Source organism: Saccharothrix sp. DSM 118769 (assembly GCF_052936295.1).
Genome location: NZ_CP193627.1, coordinates 6,671,168 through 6,688,201, shown reverse-complemented (window position 1 = coordinate 6,688,201; position 17,034 = coordinate 6,671,168). Strand labels below are relative to the sequence as shown.

The window sequence follows — 17,034 nt, the reverse complement described above, 5'->3', positions numbered from 1 at the left end:
GCTCCCGGTCCCCCGTGAAGGAGTCGCCGTGCGTGTCCTGTTCACCTCCACCCCGACGTCCGGTCACCTGCACCCCCTCGTCCCGCTCGCCACCGCGCTGCGCGACCGCGGCCACGAGGTCGCGTTCGCCTGCGCCTCGAACCTGCTCGACGACGTGCGTTCCCTGGGGTTCGCCGGCTTCGCCGCGGGGTTGAGCCGCGACGGGGACGGCGACGAGGAGTTCACCGCCCTGAAGGCGGGGGCGAGGGGGTTGTCGCCGGGCGTGGAGATGGACCGGTTCGCCATCGCCCGCGTGATGTACGGCGTGCGGGCCCGGCGCACCGCGGTGGACCTGGTCCCCGTGTGCCGGGAGTGGCGGCCGGACGTGCTGGTGCGCGACAGCTACGAGCCCGCCGCGGCGGCGGTGGGCGAGGCGCTCGACATCCCGTGCGCCTCCGTGGACATCACGCCGCTGTACGACACGACCCCGCTGCTGGACGACATCGCCGAGGAGATGGTGCGGCTGCGGGCCGAGGTCGGCCTGCCGCCCGGCGACGGCCTGGGGATGCTGCACCGCCACCTGAACCTGTGCTTCGCGCTGCCGCGCCTGCTCGACCCCGCCCGGCCGGTGCCGCCGACCACCCACCACCTGCGGGACGGCCTGTTCGACAACCTGGGTGACCAGCGGCTGCCGGAGCACCTGGCGCACCTGGGGGAGCGACCGCTGGTGTACGTGTCGTTCGGCACCGTGGCGATCCGCTTCTACCCGGGCGCCTACCCCGGGCTGATGGGGACGGTCCTCGACGGGCTGGCCGACCTCGACGCCGACGTGGTCGCCACCGTCGGCCACGACCGCGACCCGGCCGACCTGGGGCCGCGACCGGCGAACGTCCACGTCGAGCGCTACCTGCCGCAGTCGCTGCTGCTGTCGCGGTGCTCGGCGGTGGTGAACCACGGCGGTTTCAACACGATGACGGGGACGATGGTCGCCGGGCTGCCGCAGGTCAGCATCCCGCTGCTGACCGACGACCACGACAACGCGCGCCGGTTCGCCGCGCTCGGCCTGACCAGGCCGCTGGACGCCGCCACCGCGACCCCGGAGGGGGTGCGGTCCGCCGTGCTCGGCGTCCTGGGCGACGAGGACATGCGCGCCGACATCGCGAAGGCCCGCGCGGAGATGGCGGAGCTGCCCGGCACGGACCACGCGGTGGACCTCTTGGAGCGGTTGGCGGTGGAGCGCGCACCGGTGCTGCCCGGCGCGTGACGCGGTGCCGGTGCCCGCCGGGCGGCGGGCACCGGCACCGGCCCGATCAGGCGGACCCGTCGACCCGCGCGTCCTTCGCCGACTCCCCGGCCGGCTCCGGCCCGGCCGCCTTGGCGGCCTCCGCCTCGGCCAGCAGCGGCGCGATGTGGCGCTTGCGCAGCAGGGCCGCGAACACCACCGCGCCCGCGGCGAGCAGCACCGCGCCGCCGACGAAGGCGACGTTGAAGCCGGCGACCTGCGCCTCGGGCAGCGGCAGCGGCGAGGGACCTTCGAGGACCGCCTCGGTGCGGTTGGCGGCCAGCACGGCGAGCACCGCCAGGCCCATCGCGCCACCGATCTGCTGCACGGTCTGGTAGATGCCCGACGCCAGGCCCGAGTCCGCCTCGGGGACGCCGGACGTCGCCAGGAACGTGATCGGCACGAAGGCGATGCCCAGGCCGATCGACAGGCACAGCAGGCCGGGCAGCAGGTCCGCGGCGTAGGTCGACTGCGCGGTGATGCGCGACAGCAGCAGCATGCCGACCGTGGCCAGGCCGAGACCGCCCGCACCGGTGACGACGTGGCCGATCTTGCGCGCCAGGGCGTCCGCGACGGTGGCGCCGACCATGACGCCCATCGCGGCGGGCAGGAACGCCAGGCCGCCCTGGATGGGGCCGTAGCCCAGGATGCCCTGGAGGTACAGGGCGGAGAAGAAGAACATCGTGAAGATGCCGGAGGTCAGGAAGATCAGCGTCGCGTTGGCCACGGCCAGCGTCCGGATGCGCAGCACGCTCAGGCGCATCAGCGGGAACTTGCTGCGCGACTCGATGACCACGAACGCCGCCAGCAGGGCCACGCCGAGGCCGAGCAGGGCCAGCACCACCGGGGAGGTCCAGCCCCACGCCTGCGCGTTGCTCAGCGTCCACACGAGCAGCACGAGGCCGCCGGTCACGGTCAGCGCGCCCGCGACGTCGAAGCTGCGGTGCGGCAGCTCCTCGCGCGAGTTCGACACCGTGCGCACCGCCAGCACCAGGGCCGTGACGCCGAACGGCACGTTGATGAAGAAGATCCAGTGCCACGACAGCAGGCCCGTGAGCAGGCCGCCGATCAACAGGCCGAACGCGCTGCCGCCGGCGCCGATGGCGCTCCAGACGCCCAGTGCCTTGGTGCGCTCGCCCGGGTCGTGGAACGCGGTCGTCAGGATCGACAGCGCCGAGGGCGCGATCAGGGCGCCGCCGAGGCCCTGGAGGCCGCGGCCGATGGTGAGCACCTCCGGGGAGGTGGCGAGGCCGCTGAGCGCGGAGGCGACGGTGAACAGCACGACGCCCGCGATGAACACGGTCTTGCGGCCGGCGAGGTCGGCGAGCCGACCGCCGAGCAGCAGGAAACCGCCGAAGACGAGGGCGTAGGCGTTGACGACCCACTGGAGCGCGGCGGGCGACATGCCCAGCTCGCGCTCGATGGACGGCAGCGCCACGTTCACCACGGTGGCGTCCAGTGCGACGACGAAGTAGGCCAGGCACACGATGACGAGGACGAGCCAGCGGTTCCCGGACGCGCCTCCTCCGGAGGCGGACTGGCTGTCGAGACCCGGAGATGCGGTCATGGCTGAACTCCTGGAGGGGATCGGGGCTTCACCGTAGCAGCTAAGCGGACCCACTGGTCCGCTTAAGGGGTGTGCCGGTCGATCCTCCGGGACGCGCGGCCCTCGCGGCTGCGCAGAACAGCGCACTACCGGGCGGGTACTGCGGGATGCGCGCTGTCTGGAGGGCGCTGTGGGGTGGGCGCTGTGGGGTGGGCGCTGTGGGGTGGGCGCTGTGGGGTGGGGCGGGCGGCGCGGGGTGGCCGTCGCGGGCGGTGCGGGGGCGGGGCCCGCGCTCAGCGGGCGGCGGCCCCCATGGCGGTGTCCAGGTCCTCGGCCGCCGGGCCGCGCCCAGGCAGCGGGTCGCGGTCGTCCACGCCGGACCGCAGCCCGTCCAGGACGACGTGCAGGTAGCGCCGCCAGGCGTCCGGCCGGACGGCGCCCAGGGGCCGCGCGGTCCGCGCCACCGCGCCGGCCAGCACCACCACGTCCACCGCCGTCACGCCCGCGCGCAGCCCGCCCGCCTCGCGGGCGGGTGCGACGACCGCCTCCGCGGCCTCGACCAGGGCCGCCACCGCCGCCCGGACCTCCGGGTGCGCCTGGACCGGGTCGTCCAGCGCCTCCGACACCCCGCGGTCGGTCACGAGCAGCTCCACGTGCCGCTCCAGGAACCGCAGCAGGGCCGCCACCGGCGACTCGTCGTCGGTGGCGGGGACGGCGAGGGCCGCCAGCTCGGACAGGCGCGCCGCGACCACCGCGGCCACCAGGTCCTCCTTGGTGCGGAAGCACCGGAACGCGGTGCCCTTGCCGAGGCCGACCTCGTCGACCACCGCCGAGACCGAGACCTGGAGGCCGGACCGGGCGAACGCCCGGCCGGCGGCCTCGACGAGCAACCGCTGGTTGCGGACCGCGTCCGTGCGGGATCGCGCGACGCCGCGCTCGGCCTTGCCGGCCATGGTGCCCCCAGTGCTGGTGGTTCCGGTCGTCATCGCGTCCAGGGTGCCCGTCGTCGCGGTCAGCCCGCCACCGGCTCCGGCAGCAGCACGGGGACGCCGTCCACGATCGGGTACCTGCGGGAGCACGTCGGGCACACCAGCTCCGCGCCGTCCTGACCCAGCGGGGTCGCGGTGTCGTGGGGGCAGCGCAGCAGCTCCAGCAGGGCCGACTGGATGCTCATCGGTCGTTCACTTCCTTCCGGGACGTCACCCGCGGTCGCGGGTCGTGGGGTGCCTGCCGATCGCGCGCGCAGCTCGCGCTTCACGACCTTGCCGAGGAAATTGCGGGGCAGCGCGTCGACCGCCTCGACCTCCACGGGGACGCCGACCCGCTCCGACGCCCGCGCGGACAGCTCCGCCACGACGACCGGGTCGCCCGTGACGACCAGCGCCACGACCCGTTCGCCGTCGTCGCCGGGGACGCCGTAGGCGGCGGCCTCCAGCACGGCCGGGTGCTCGTAGAGCGCGGACTCGACGGCGAACGTCGAGACCAGCCCGCCGGCCGTGCGGACCGCGTCCACCGCGCGGTCGAAGAAGTGCAGCACGCCCGCCTCGTCCACGTGGCCGAGGTCGCCGAGCCGGGTCCACCCGTCCACGTGCGTGACGCGGTTCAGCTCGGGGTCGAGGTAGAGCCGCTTGGGCGCGGCCGACCGGAGCCAGACGTGCCCGACCCGCCCGGTCGGCAGCTCCACCCCGTCGTCGTCGGTGATCTTCAGCTCGGTGCCGTGCGCGGGCACGCCGAGCGCGGTCGGCGCGGCCGGGTCGAACACGTTGATCACCACGGCCGGCGCGGCCTCGATCGAGGTGTAGGACGTCGCCAGCCGGGCCTGCGGCAGCGCCGCCAGCAGCGCCTCGGCCACCGCGGGCGGGAACGCCGCCGACGCCGTGGCCACCGTCTCCACGCAGCTCAGGTCGTGGCGGGCCGCCGCGCCGGAGTTCACGAGCTGGATCGCGGCGTGCGGCGGCACCATGATCGTGCCGAGCCGGTGCCGCTCGATCAGCTCGGCGGACCGCTCCGGGTCGCCGGGGGCGTTGAGCAGCAGCGGCGTGCCGGACAGGATCGGGAAGCAGATCGTGGCCTGGCTGGTCGACGTGCCCAGGGGCATGGGGGCGAGCATGTGGTCCACGGCGGCGATGTGGTCCATGGTCGCCTGGGCGCGGCCGAAGACGTAGTTGCCGTGCGGGCACGCGACGGCCTTGGACAGGCCCGTGGTGCCGGTGGTGTAGAGGACGTCGGCGAGGTCGTCGGTGCGCAGCTCGACGCCGGTGGGGCCGGTGCGGCCGGTCTCCAGCGCGGTGACGGGCGTGCTCCAGCGGTCGGTGCCCAGCAGCACCGGGCGGGGCGCCTCGGAGCCGTGCACGAACCCGGCGACCCGGCACTGGTCGAGCCGGCGGACCAGCTCCTCGTCGGTCATGCCGCCGTTGAGGTGCACCGCCGTCGCGCCCGCCTTGAGCACGCCCAGGTAGGCCACCGCGTAGTCGACCCACTCGTCGCCGCCGAAGTACACCGCGACCCGCGCGCCGCGCTCGACGCCGCGGGCGAGCAGCTCCAGCGCCACGGCCTGCGAGCGGCGCTCCCACGTGCCGAAGGTCAGCACGGCGTCCGGGTCGACGGTGACCGCGACGGCGTCCGGCGCGGTCGCGGCCAGGTTCCGCAGGAGCACGGGCAGGGTGACGTCCTCGGGCACGGTTCCTCCAGGGTGCGGGCAGGGGACGACCCGGCCCGCCGCGCGCGGCGGGCCGTGCTCCCGAAAGGGCTCCGGGCGGTCAGTCCAGGGTGAAGACCGAGAGGGGGACCTGCCACACCTGGTGGCGCTCGGTCCCGGGGTCGGGCAGCGCGCGCAGGGCGGCCACCGCGGGCACGACCAGGCGCTCCCAGTCGGCCTCGTCGACGTTCTTGAGGTAGGACCACACGCGGCCGGCGATGCTGTCCGCGTAGTCGTTCGGGCTGATGTCCAGCTCGTACGGGTTCGCGCCGCCGGTGGCGACCAGCTTCAGGCCGAGGGACGCGGCCGTCTCGTGCAGCTTCTCCGGGGTGTCGGGCACCTCGGGCTTGAGCACGTCCAGGACCGACGCGGCGGCCACCATGTCGTCCGGCTCGGCCTCGGGCACGCCGTGCACCGCCACGAGCCGCCCGCCGGGGGCCAGCACGCGGGCCGCCTCGCTCAGGGTGGCCTTCATGTCGTCCACGACGTGCAGCAGGTGCACCATGACCACGTTCGGCACGGAGTCGTCGCCGAACGGCAGCTTCTCGGCGGTGCCGAGCACGGCCATGCCGTCGAGCCGGTACCCGGCGCGGGCCGCCATCTGCGGCGCCACGTCGATGCCCACCACCGGGTGGCCGAGTTCGCGGATGCCGTAGGCGACCAGGCCGGTGCCGACGCCGACCTCCAGCACGGTGCCCGGCACCAGGTGCGGCGCGATGTCGGCGGCGGCCTTGCGGCCCCGCTCCAGGCCGCCGTGGTAGGCGTCGTAGTCGTCGGCGTCCTTGTCGAAGGACATCGTCTGGGCCATGGAACCGGACTCCCTCTGGTGCGCTCGACCGACAGCGTCCCGCGGCAGGCGGGCCTACGGCGGGAGCATAGCCCAACCGGACCGTCGGGTCCGCTTGTCCGCCCTCCCGGCGTGCCCCGAATACTGCGTCCTGCCAGGTGACCGGGGATGCACAACTTTGAGCGGCGCGGCCATCCCGGCGTGCTTAGCGTCCTGCTCCGCCTGCCGCACAACCGCCGCGGGGGCGTCCCTTCGAGAGGAGCAGGCGATGACGGCGTGGACCTTCGTACCGCCCGCGCAGGCGCAGACCACCGATCCCGTGGACGAACTGCTGCACACCGGCAACAGCGGGCTGATCATCCACCGCGTCGGCCAGGTCAACTACCGGTTCCGCCGGCAGGCCCGGTCGTTCGCCAAGGACCTCCAGGACGGCACCAACAAGGCGCTGCACCCGTACGCCACGACGCTCGTCTACGAGGAGCTGTTCGGCGTGCAGGACCGGCTGCACTGGCTGATCCACATGAAGGCGCCCAACGACTACGGCCGCCTGCTGGAGATGGTCGACCACGACGCCGAGTACCAGGAGATCGCGCAGGCCGACCGGCTCGCCGACGAGGGCGGCGGCAACTGGGAGCGGATGTTCGCCGAGGGGTCCTTCCAGGAGCACATCATCGTGCCCCAGCACGGCCTCACCCACGCCGACGACCACGACGTCGAGGGCCTGTTCGCCGCCCCCGCGCAGTTCCAGACCAGCCAGGCCCCCGACGTCATGCTGCACAGCGGCAACGCCGGGGTCGTGCTGCACCGCACCGGCCAGGTGCGCTACGCGCTGCGCAAGCAGGGCCGCAAGTTCGCCTTCGAGTGGGGCGCGCACCTCAACGAGCAGCTGGCCGGCCGCTGCACGGTCTTCCTGTACGAGGAGCAGTGGGGCACCCAGGACCGCATCCACTGGATGATCCACCTGCGCACCCTGGACGACTACCGCGCCGTCCTGGAGCAGGAGACCGGCAACGACGAGATGCGGGCCCTGCTGAGCAGGCAGCGCGTGTCGGACGGCGCGGGCGGCGGCGACTGGGGCGCCCTGTTCCTCGACGGCTCCCTGCACGACACCGTGCTCATCCCGCACTACCCCGGTGCGGCCGGCAGCTGACGCCGCCGCCGACCACGACGACCGGAGCGAGGGGTGCGAGTGACGACGGACTCAGCGGTGGGCATCGAGGCCATCGACGTCTACGTGGGCAGGACCAGCGTCGGCGTGCGCGAGCTGTTCCAGGCGCGCGACCTCGACCAGCGGCGGTTCGAGAACCTGATGATGCGGCGCAAGTCCGTCGGGCTGCCGTGCGAGGACGCGGTGACCAACGCGGTCAACGCCGCCAAGCCGCTGGTCGACGCCCTGGCGCCGGACGAGCGCGACCTGATCGAGCTGGTGGTCGTCGGCACCGAGTCCGGCATCGACTTCGGCAAGCCCATCAGCACCTACGTCCACGAGGCGCTCGGCCTGGGCAGGCGCTGCCGCTCGTTCGAGGTCAAGCACGCCTGCTACGGCGGCACCGCCGCGCTCCAGACGGCCGCGGCGTTCGTCGGCACCCACCCCGACCCCGAGGTGAAAGCGCTGGTCATCGCGGCCGACGCGGCGATGGCGGCGGCCCGCGGCACCTACTGGGAGCCGTCGCAGGGCGCGGGGGCGGTGGCCATGCTGGTCAGCCGGCAGGCCGACGTCCTGGCGCTCGACGCGGGGGCCAACGGCTACTACAGCCACGAGGTGATGGACACCCTCCGCCCCCGGCCGGACCTGGAGGCGGGCGACTCCGACCTGTCGCTGCTGTCCTACCTGGAGTGCCTGGACCAGAGCTACCGCCACTACGCGGAGCGCGTCGTCGGCGCGCACGTCGTGACGACGTTCGACCACCTGGTGCTGCACACCCCGTTCGCCGGCATGGTCCGCGGCGCGCACCGCACGCTGGTGCGCCGGCACGCGGGGCTGTCGGCCGCGGAGATCGACGCGGACTTCGCCGAGCGGGTCGCGGGCTCCCTGGAGTACTGCGCCGAGGTCGGCAACGTGTACTCCGCCGCGCTGTACCTGGCGCTGTGCTCGACGATCGACCACGGCGCCTTCGACCGGGACACCCGGGTCGGGATGTTCTCCTACGGCTCGGGCTGCGCGTCGGAGTTCTACAGCGGCGTGGTGCCGCCGCGGGCCAAGGACCGCCTGGGCGCGGCCGGCGTCGGCCGGCGCATCGCCGACCGCAGGCCGCTGGAGATGCCCGAGTACGAGGTCCTGGTCGACGGGGCCGCGCACCGCATGAGCGGCGTGCGCGACCACGTCTTCGACACGAAGGAGTACCAGGACGTCTACGACGACCGCTTCGCCGGTCAGGGGCTGCTGGTGCTCGACGAGATCCGCGACTTCCACCGGGGGTACCGGTGGAGCTGACGACCACCACCGCGGTCCGGGCGAGCCTGGACGGCGAGGTCTGCACGGTCGTGCTCGACCGGCCGGGCGAGCAGAACAGCATCACCGGCGACCTCCTCGCCGACCTGCACCGGGTGCTCGACGCCGCCGAGGCGGACCCCGGCTGCCGGGTCGTGGTGCTGCGCGCGACCGGCGGGGTGTTCTGCTCGGGCATGGACCTCGCCTCGGCGGCGGACCCGGGCGCGCGCCCCGCCGAGCGCGGCGGCGCCGAGTTCCTCGGCGTGCTGCGGCGGCTCACCGAGACGCCCCGGGTGGTCGTGGCCCAGGTGGACGGCCGGGTCACCGGCGGCGGCGTGGGCATCGTCGCGGCCTGCGACCTGGTGCACGCCACGGCGCGCACCCGGTTCAGCCTGCCCGAGGCGCTGTGGGGGCTGCTGCCCGCGTGCGTCACGCCGTTCCTGATCCGGCGGGCGGGCTTCCAGGCCGCCTACTCGATGACCCTGACCACCACCGCGGTCGACGTGGACCGCGCGCAGCGGTGGAACCTCGTCGACGAGGCCGTGGAGCGCGCGGAGGAGTTCGACCTGCTGCTGCGCAGGCTGCTGTTCCGGGTGGGCAAGGTCGACCCGGTCACGGTGGGTGACGCCAAGCACTACTTCCGGCGGATGTGGATCGTCACCGACGAGGTCGAGCGGACCGCCGTCGCCGAGTTCCGCCGCCTGCTCGACTCGGCCACCGTCCGCGAGCGGATGGCCGCGTTCGTGACCGAGCAGCGGTTCCCCTGGGAACGCTGACGCCCGTCTCGCGCCGAGGTGAGGAGTGTCCGTGCAGGCATGGGTTTTCCCCGGTCAGGGGTCGCAGCGCCGCGGCATGGGCGCGGACGTGCTCGACCGCTTCCCCGAGCTGGTCGCGCGGGCGGACGCGGAGCTGGGCCTCCCGGTGCGCGACCTGCTGCTGCGCGACCCGGACAACCTGCTGCGCGAGACCCGCTACGCCCAGCCCGCGCTGTTCGTCGTGGGCGCGCTGACCTTCCTCGACGCGAGGGAGCGCGAGCCGCTGCCCGCGTACCTCGCCGGGCACAGCCTCGGGGAGTACGCGGCGCTGTTCGCGGCGGGCGTCTTCGACTTCGCGGCCGGCCTGCGCATGGTCCGCAGGCGCGGCGAGCTGATGGGGGAGGCGCGCGGCGGCGGGATGCTCGCGGTGCTGGGCCTGGACGCGGAGCGGGTGGCCGAGCTGGTCGCCGAGCACGCGCCGGACGTGGACCCGGCCAACGTCAACGCGCCCGACCAGGTGGTGCTGTCCGGCCCGAGGGACAGCCTCAGCGCGCTCGCCCCGGTGCTCACCGCCCTGCCCGGCGTGCGGTGCGTGCCGCTGAACGTCAGCGCCGCCTTCCACTCGCGGTACATGGCGGGCGCGGCCGAGGAGTTCCGGCGGGTCGTCGCGGCCGAGACCTTCGCCGACCCGGCGGTGCCCGTCGTGGCCAACGTGACCGGCGAGCCGTACACCCCCGGCCGGGTCGCCGAGCTGCTGGCCGAGCAGATCGTCAGGCCCGTCCAGTGGGCGCGGACCGTGGACCACCTGCGCCGGGCCGGGGTGTGCGAGCTGCGCGAACTGGGACCCGGGACCGTGCTGACCGGTCTGTGGCGCAAGGCCTTGGAACGCCCGCTGCCCGCGCCCGCCGCACCCCCCGCGCCGGCCGTCCCGCCCGCCGTCGTGCCCGCGCCCGCCGAGATCGCCGCGCCCGTCGTGCCGCCGCCCGCCGCGTTCGGGCTGCGCGCCGAGAACCTGGGGTCGGCCGAGTTCCGCGCCGACTACGGGCTGCGCTACGCCTACCTCGCCGGGTCGATGTACCACGGCATCTCGTCGGTGGAACTGGTGCTGCGCATGGCGCGGGCCGGGCTGATGGGCTTCTTCGGGGCCGGCGGGCTGCGCGGGCACGTGGTCGAGGACGCGGTGGCCCGGCTGACCCGCGAGCTCGGGCGCGGCGGTCGCTTCGGGGTGAACCTGCTGCACGGGCTCGACGACGACGCCCGCGAGCACGACCTGGTCGCCCTCTGCCTGCGGCACGACGTGCGCCACGTCGAGGCCGCCGGGTACGCGACCGTTACCGCCCCGGTTGTCCGGTTTCGGTTCTCCGGCGCGCACCTCGACGAGCACGGGAATGCGGTCGCGGTGCGCCACGTGCTGGCCAAGGTGTCCCGCCCGGAAGTCGCCGCCGCATTCATGAGGCCGCCCGCGCGGGCATTGTTGGACGACCTGGTCGCCCGCGGGCACCTCACCCGCGCGGAGGCGGCGGCGGCCATTCGCCTGCCGGTCGCCGGGGACATCTGCGTGGAATCCGATTCCGCCGGCCACACCGACGGCGGCGTGGCCCTGGCGCTACTCCCCGCAATGTGCCGGTTGCGCGATGAAGTCATGGCCGAGCACCGCTACGCGCGGCGCGTCCGGGTCGGCGCGGCGGGCGGCCTCGGCTCGCCCGAGGCGGTCGCGGCGGTCTTCCTGCTCGGCGCGGAGTTCGTCGTCACCGGGTCGATCAACCAGTGCACCCCGGAGGCCGGGGTGTCCGACGACGTCAAGGACCTGCTGGCCGGCCTGGACGTGCAGGACACCGCCTACGCGCCGGCCGGCGACATGTTCGAGATGGGCGCGCGGGTGCAGGTGGCCCGCCGGGGCACGCTGTTCGCGGCCCGCGCCACCAGGCTGTACGAGCTGTACCGGCGGCACGGTTCGCTGGAGGAGCTGGACGGCGCCGCGGTGGCGTCCCTGGAGGACAAGTTCTTCCGCCGCCCCCTGGCGGAGGTGTGGCGGACCACCGAGGAGTACCTGCGCCGCGAGCGGCCGGCCGACCTGGAGCGCGCGCTGCGCGACCCCAAGGCGCGCATGGCCCAGGTCTTCCGCGCCTACTTCGTGGACGGGACCAGGGCGGCCCTGCGGGGCGGGGAGCGGGTGAACGCCCAGGTGCACACGGGGCCCGCGATGGGGTCGTTCAACCGATACCTCAAAAGCACCGAACTGGCACATTGGCGTAATCGCCACGTCGATGTCGTGGCCTCGCGCCTGATGGAGGATGCCGTCTCCGTATTTGCTCGGTGGCTCGGCGTAATGACCGGCGGTGGCGTGCTCAAAAGTGAGCTGGGGAGCCATCGGGTAGACGCATAGGGTCGCCTCGAAAATGGTTATGAGGGGGTCGTTGCGTTCATCCGTTCGGACGTTCTGCCGGATGGATTCGCCATATATGGTTCCCGCGTCTCCAGGGCACCTGGTGCTGCGGAAGACTGGAGGAGGAATGTGTGACAATCGTTGAACCGCGCACCGGTGGGCAGCTTTCCGCGGTGTCCGCCCCGCGCGGCGCGCAGGGGCAGACCAGCCTGTCGCCGGGCCGCGCGCTGCACAGCGCCAACGCGGGCATGATCGTCGAGCGGACCGCCCAGGTGCGCAACGAGTTCCACTCCGAGGCGCGCGTCTTCGCCCGCGAGCTGGCGGAGCACATCAACACCACCCAGGAGGGCGTGGCCTCGGTCTTCCTGTACGAGGAGACGTTCGGGACCAAGGACCGCATCCACTGGCTGATCCACCTGAAGTCCCTGGACGCCTACGACACGCTGGTCCGGATGGGTGACTCGGACGAGTCGTACCGGGCGCTGTTCGGCAAGCAGCGCATCGCCCCCGAGCGGGGCGGCGGCACGTGGTCCCGGATGTTCCTGGACGGCAGCCTCCAGGAGACCGTCATGCTGCCCCAGTTCTGGGGGATGTACGGCACCAGGGTGGACGGCGAGCTGGAGCGGAGCACCGACGTCTACCTGAGCGAGGACGCGGACGTCGACCTCCCGCCGGCCCGGGCCCAGACGACCCAGGCCGACGAGGAGCTGCTGCACTCGGCCAACGCCGGCATCCTGCTGCACCGGACCGCCGAGATCGTCTACGACTACCGGTCCGAGGCGAGGCAGTTCGCCCGCGAGGCCGCCCAGGTGATCAACGACAACCTGGCCGGCGAGGCGACCGTGCTGGTCTACGAGGAGGCGTTCGGCGCGGCGGACCGCATCCACTGGATGATCCACATGCGCTCGCTGTCCACCTACCGCAGCCTGATGCGCCTGCACGTGCGCGACGAGGGCGCCCGGGAGATCTTCTTCCGCGAGCGCGCCCCGGAGAAGGGCGGCGGCGGCACCTGGGCCCGGATGTTCACCCAGGGCAGCTTCCTGGACACCGCGCTGACCCCGCACCACTGGGGCCTCTACGCGACGGCCAAACCGGACCAGGCATGAACGACGGCACCAGGAACGGGGGTGAACCGGTGACCGGGCTCCTGCACGAGGCGTTCGCCGCGCAGGCGGCCCGGACGCCGGACGCCGTCGCGGTGACCGCCGCCGACGGCGTCCTCACCTACCGCCGGCTCGACGAGGCGTCGACCGAGCTGGCCGAGCGCCTGCGCGCCGTCGGCGTCGGCCCGGAGACCCTGGTCGGCCTGTGCGCGCCGCGCGGCGCGCAGCTGGTGGTCGGCCTGCTCGGCATCTGCAAGGCGGGCGGCGCGTACGTGCCGATCGACCCCGACTACCCCGAGCAGCGGCTGCGCTACCTGTTCGAGGACAGCGCGGTGCCCGTCGTGGTGGCCTCCACCCGCTCGGCCGGCGCGCTGCCCGCGGACCTGTCCGCCGGCGTGGTCTGGCTCGACGGGGCCGCCGACGCCGACCCGCCCGCCGGGTCCGCCGCCCCCGCGACCGCGCCCGCCGGCGCGGACCGCGCCGCCTACGTCATCTACACCTCCGGGTCGACCGGCGCGCCCAAGGGCGTCGTGGTCGAGCACCACGCCGTGCTGCGCCTGATCACGCAGACGCGGTCCTGGTTCGGGTTCGGCGAGGACGACGTGTGGACGATGTTCCACTCGCCGTCGTTCGACTTCTCCGTCTGGGAGACGTGGGGCCCGCTGCTCACCGGCGGCCGGGTCGTCGTGGTGCCCCCGAACACCGCCCGGATGCCGGCGCTGCTGCGCAAGCTCCTGCTCACCGAGGGCGTCACGGTGCTCAACCAGACCCCGTCGGCGTTCCGCGCGCTGATCGCCGCGGACATGCTCGACGAGCCCGCCCCGTACGCGCTGCGGCACGTCGTCTTCGGCGGCGAGCGCCTCGACGTGGGCCTGCTGCGGCCGTGGGTCGAGCGGTACGGCGACGACCGCCCCCGGCTGACCAACATGTACGGCATCACCGAGACGTGCGTGCACGTCACCCGGCGCCGGATCACCGAGGCCGACCTGGAGCAGCCGTCGGTCAGCCCGATCGGCTGCCCGATCCCGGACCTGGTGGTGCACGTGCTGGACGAGCGCCGCCAGCCGGTGCCCGCCGGCACGCCCGGCGTGCTGCACGTCGGCGGTCCCGGCCTGGCGCGCGGCTACCTCAACCGGCCCGAGCTGACCGAGGAGCGGTTCGTGCGGGTCGACCGCGGCGCGGACCGGCCCGTGCTGCGGCTCTACGACTCCGGCGACCTCGGGGTCCGGCTGGCCGGCGGCGAGCTGGTCTACCTGGGCCGCGCCGACGACCAGCTCAAGGTCCGCGGCTACCGGGTCGAGCCCGGCGAGGTGGAGGCGTGCCTCCTCGCGCACCCGCGGGTCGAGGCGGCCGTGGTGACCGCCCGCGACTTCGGCGAGGGCGACGTGCGCCTGGTCGCCCACGTCGTGCCCGCCCCCGGCGCCCCCGGCGGCGACCTCGTCGCCGAGCTGCGCGACCACGTCGCCGGGCTGCTGCCCGCGCACCTGCGACCGTCCGCCGTCTGCCCGGTGGCGGCGCTCCCGATCACCCCCCAGGGCAAGGTGAACAGAAAGGCTGTGAGCGACTTGCCACTCACGGAAGAGAACCCGCCCGCCGCGACCGACGTCGTGACCGCGGTCCGCGAGATCGCCACGACGGTCATGGGCCGCCAGGTCGACCCCGCGGTCGACCTGTTCGACATCGGCGCCACCTCCCTGTCGCTCGTCCGGGTCATCACCGGCGTCAACCTCCGGTTCGGCCTGCGCCTCACCGGCGGGGAGCTGGACGGCACGGCCAGCGTGCTGGCCATCGCCGAGCAGGTCGAACTGGCCCTGGCCGCCGCGGGGCGCGCCACCACCGAGCACGTCACCGCCTGAACCCGAAGGAGCCCTGACATGACGCTGGCAGGTCGTGAGCGGACGTTCGCGCTGACCCCCGAAGAGCTGGACAGCTTCCGCGCCAACGGGTACTTCGGCCCGTTCAAGGTCTACGAGATCGACGAGATGGTCGCCACCTGGCGGCGCGAGCGGCTGCGGATGCTCGACCGGTCCATGGCCGTGTACCAGGACGAGGCCGCGGAGTCCGGCAACACCAACATCTCCAACTACGACCGGCACCTGGACATGCAGTTCCTCGCCGACCACATCTGCCGCCCGGAGATCACCGACCGGGTCAACAGCGTGCTCGGCCCGGACGTGCTGTGCTGGCGCACCGAGTTCTTCCCCAAGTACCCGGGCGACGAGGGCACCGACTGGCACCAGGCGGACACGTTCGCCAACGCCTCCGGCAAGCCGCAGATCCTGTGGCCCGAGGGGCAGGAGGAGTTCGGCGGCACCATCACCGTGTGGACCGCGTTCACCGAGGCGAACGAGGACAACGGCTGCCTCCAGTTCATCCCCGGCACGCACCAGCAGATGTTCTACGACGAGACCAAGAAGATGCACTACGACCCGAACCGCATCAACAACGCGGAGAAGGACGGCGTGCGGCGCGGCTTCTTCGGCTACGACTACCGCGAGCTCCAGAAGGACGAGAACTGGAGCCCGGACGAGTCGAAGGCCGTGTCGATGGTCATGCGCCCGGGCGAGGCCATCATGTTCTGGTCCACCCTCATGCACGCCTCGCACCCGCACAGCGGCAACACCGACGAGATGCGGCTCGGCTTCGCCTCGCGGTACGTGCCCACGTCGGTGGACGTCTACCCGGACTCCGAGGACATCGAGGAGTACGGCGGCCGGGTGTCGCTGGAGCGCTACGGCGCCGTCCTCGTCACCGGCGAGAACACCAACCCGCACAACCGGGTCGTCACCGAGACCACCCGCGGCCACCGCTTCCCCTCGCGCCACGACGTCCCGTCCGCCGACGGGGCGGCGTCCTGATGAGCACCGGCGCCCGACCGCACCCCGCCGCGAGGCTGGCGGCGGCGGTGCGGTCGGTCGCCCCGCTGGCCGGTGCGCTCACCGTGCCCGCGGTCGTCGAGGCGGCCCCGGAGGACGGTTCGCCGTGGCCCGCGGCGGCGACCGACCTGCTCGCCCGGGTCACGGCGCTGTCGGGCGGTCCCCGCTTCGAGGTCGGTCCGGCCGGTGCGGCGCTGCCCGCGCTGAGCCGGGTGGTGGGCGACCACCTCGACCTGGCGGGCACGGCCGCCGCGCTCGCCGCCGCCGGCCTGCCCGCACCGTCCGATGTGGACGCCGTCGTGGCGGGCGCGCTGGCGGACGACTTCCTCGCGCCCGACAACGGTGTCGTGGTGGAGACGGCCGACGGCGCGCGGCTGCCCGCGTGGGCGGTCGGTCCCGCCTCGGCGCCGCCGGTGCTCCTGGTGCTGCCGTGCGGGATGCCGGTGCGCCTGGCCGAGGGCTGGCTGCGCGCGCTGGCCGCCGACCGGCGCGTCATCACGTGGGAGAGCCGCTGGCTGTTCGCCGACCTGGGGTCCGAAGTGGACCTGGCGCACGACGTCGCCGCGCAGGTCGCCGACCTGGCGGCGGTCCTCGACGCGTTCGGGGTGCCCTCCGCGCACGTGGCGGGCATGTGCGGCGGCGCGCTGCTCGCCCTGGCCGCCGCCGCGGAGCTGCCCGACCGGGTCGACTCGCTGAGCCTGTGGCACGGCGACTTCGACCTGGGCGACGACGCGCCGAAGACCGACCACCAGCGCAACCTGCAAGCGCTGATGGGCATGGCCGCCGAGGACCGCGAGACCGCGGCGGTCGTGCACGACGTCCTGCTCCAGAACGCCCTCGCCGGGGTGCCCGCCGACCTGGCGCACCTCGTGCTCTACCCGTACGCCTCGAAGGAACTGTTCTTCCGCTACTGCCGTCTCAACCTGGTGATCATGTCCCAGGACGCCCGCCCCTACCTGGCGCGGGTGGCGGCCGAGACGCTGGTCGTGACCAGTGAACAGGACAGCACCGCGCACCCCGCGGGGTCGCTCGCGGTGGCGGAGCGGTTGTCCGCCGCCCGGCTGCACGTCGAGCCGGAAGGTGACCACCTCACCCTGTTCCGCGCCCCGGCGCACCTGACCGGCCTGCTCCGGTCCCGCTTAGCGGGGACCGGGTCGCCGGTCGGCTGAGCAAGTCCCGAGGGGACCGGTT

13 protein-coding genes are annotated in these 17,034 nt (G+C 73.8%); 9 read left to right on the top strand and 4 right to left on the bottom strand.

Annotation, left to right across the window (positions count from 1 at the left end; genetic code table 11):
- Positions 1-28: 28 nt before the first annotated feature.
- Complete coding sequence (locus ACRAKJ_RS27820; RefSeq protein ID WP_447008731.1) at positions 29-1,243, top strand: glycosyltransferase; 1,215 nt, start codon at positions 29-31, stop codon at positions 1,241-1,243.
- A gap of 46 nt (positions 1,244-1,289) precedes the next feature.
- Here ACRAKJ_RS27820 and ACRAKJ_RS27815 read toward each other — a convergent pair whose 3' ends face one another.
- The 4 genes from ACRAKJ_RS27815 to ACRAKJ_RS27800 all read right to left on the bottom strand — a co-directional run bounded on the left by ACRAKJ_RS27815 (position 1,290) and on the right by ACRAKJ_RS27800 (position 6,313).
- On the bottom strand, positions 1,290-2,828 hold the full coding sequence (locus ACRAKJ_RS27815) for an MFS transporter (protein ID WP_447008730.1): 1,539 nt from the start codon (positions 2,826-2,828) through the stop codon (positions 1,290-1,292).
- Between the two features lie 272 nt (positions 2,829-3,100).
- Complete coding sequence (locus ACRAKJ_RS27810; RefSeq protein WP_438926163.1) at positions 3,101-3,793, bottom strand: SbtR family transcriptional regulator; 693 nt, start codon at positions 3,791-3,793, stop codon at positions 3,101-3,103.
- 26 nt (positions 3,794-3,819) lie between these two features.
- Complete coding sequence (locus tag ACRAKJ_RS27805; RefSeq protein ID WP_438926164.1) at positions 3,820-5,487, bottom strand: AMP-binding protein; 1,668 nt, start codon at positions 5,485-5,487, stop codon at positions 3,820-3,822.
- A gap of 79 nt (positions 5,488-5,566) precedes the next feature.
- Positions 5,567-6,313, bottom strand: coding sequence for a methyltransferase domain-containing protein (locus ACRAKJ_RS27800; protein ID WP_438926165.1), 747 nt, complete (start codon positions 6,311-6,313; stop codon positions 5,567-5,569).
- Between the two features lie 247 nt (positions 6,314-6,560).
- Between ACRAKJ_RS27800 and ACRAKJ_RS27795 the strand changes: the two genes are divergently transcribed.
- From ACRAKJ_RS27795 to ACRAKJ_RS27760, 8 genes are all read left to right on the top strand, one after another.
- The gene (locus ACRAKJ_RS27795; protein ID WP_438926166.1) at positions 6,561-7,442 is read left to right on the top strand and encodes a DUF6039 family protein; all 882 of its coding nucleotides are present in this window, start codon (positions 6,561-6,563) and stop codon (positions 7,440-7,442) included.
- 39 nt (positions 7,443-7,481) lie between these two features.
- Complete coding sequence (locus ACRAKJ_RS27790) at positions 7,482-8,726, top strand: hydroxymethylglutaryl-CoA synthase family protein (protein ID WP_438926167.1); 1,245 nt, start codon at positions 7,482-7,484, stop codon at positions 8,724-8,726.
- Positions 8,717-9,499, top strand: a complete 783-nt coding sequence (locus tag ACRAKJ_RS27785) for an enoyl-CoA hydratase-related protein (protein ID WP_438926168.1) — start codon at positions 8,717-8,719, stop codon at positions 9,497-9,499. The genes ACRAKJ_RS27790 and ACRAKJ_RS27785 overlap by 10 nt, the downstream gene beginning before the upstream one ends.
- A 31-nt stretch (positions 9,500-9,530) precedes the next feature.
- Complete coding sequence (gene fabD, locus ACRAKJ_RS27780) at positions 9,531-11,864, top strand: ACP S-malonyltransferase (RefSeq protein WP_438926169.1); 2,334 nt, start codon at positions 9,531-9,533, stop codon at positions 11,862-11,864.
- A gap of 131 nt (positions 11,865-11,995) precedes the next feature.
- A complete protein-coding gene (locus ACRAKJ_RS27775; RefSeq protein WP_438926170.1) occupies positions 11,996-12,970 on the top strand; it encodes a DUF6039 family protein in 975 nt (324 codons plus the stop codon).
- A 29-nt stretch (positions 12,971-12,999) separates the two neighbouring features.
- Entirely contained in the window at positions 13,000-14,823 is a 1,824-nt protein-coding gene (locus tag ACRAKJ_RS27770) for an amino acid adenylation domain-containing protein (RefSeq protein ID WP_438926171.1), read from the top strand.
- Positions 14,824-14,841: 18 nt separating this feature from the next.
- Positions 14,842-15,825, top strand: coding sequence for a chlorinating enzyme (locus tag ACRAKJ_RS27765; RefSeq protein WP_447008729.1), 984 nt, complete (start codon positions 14,842-14,844; stop codon positions 15,823-15,825).
- Positions 15,825-17,012 carry an alpha/beta fold hydrolase gene (locus ACRAKJ_RS27760; RefSeq protein ID WP_447008728.1) on the top strand — a complete coding sequence of 396 codons (1,188 nt, stop codon included), beginning with the start codon at positions 15,825-15,827 and terminating at the stop codon, positions 17,010-17,012. Before ACRAKJ_RS27765 ends, ACRAKJ_RS27760 begins: the two co-directional genes overlap by 1 nt.
- Positions 17,013-17,034: the final 22 nt, after the last annotated feature.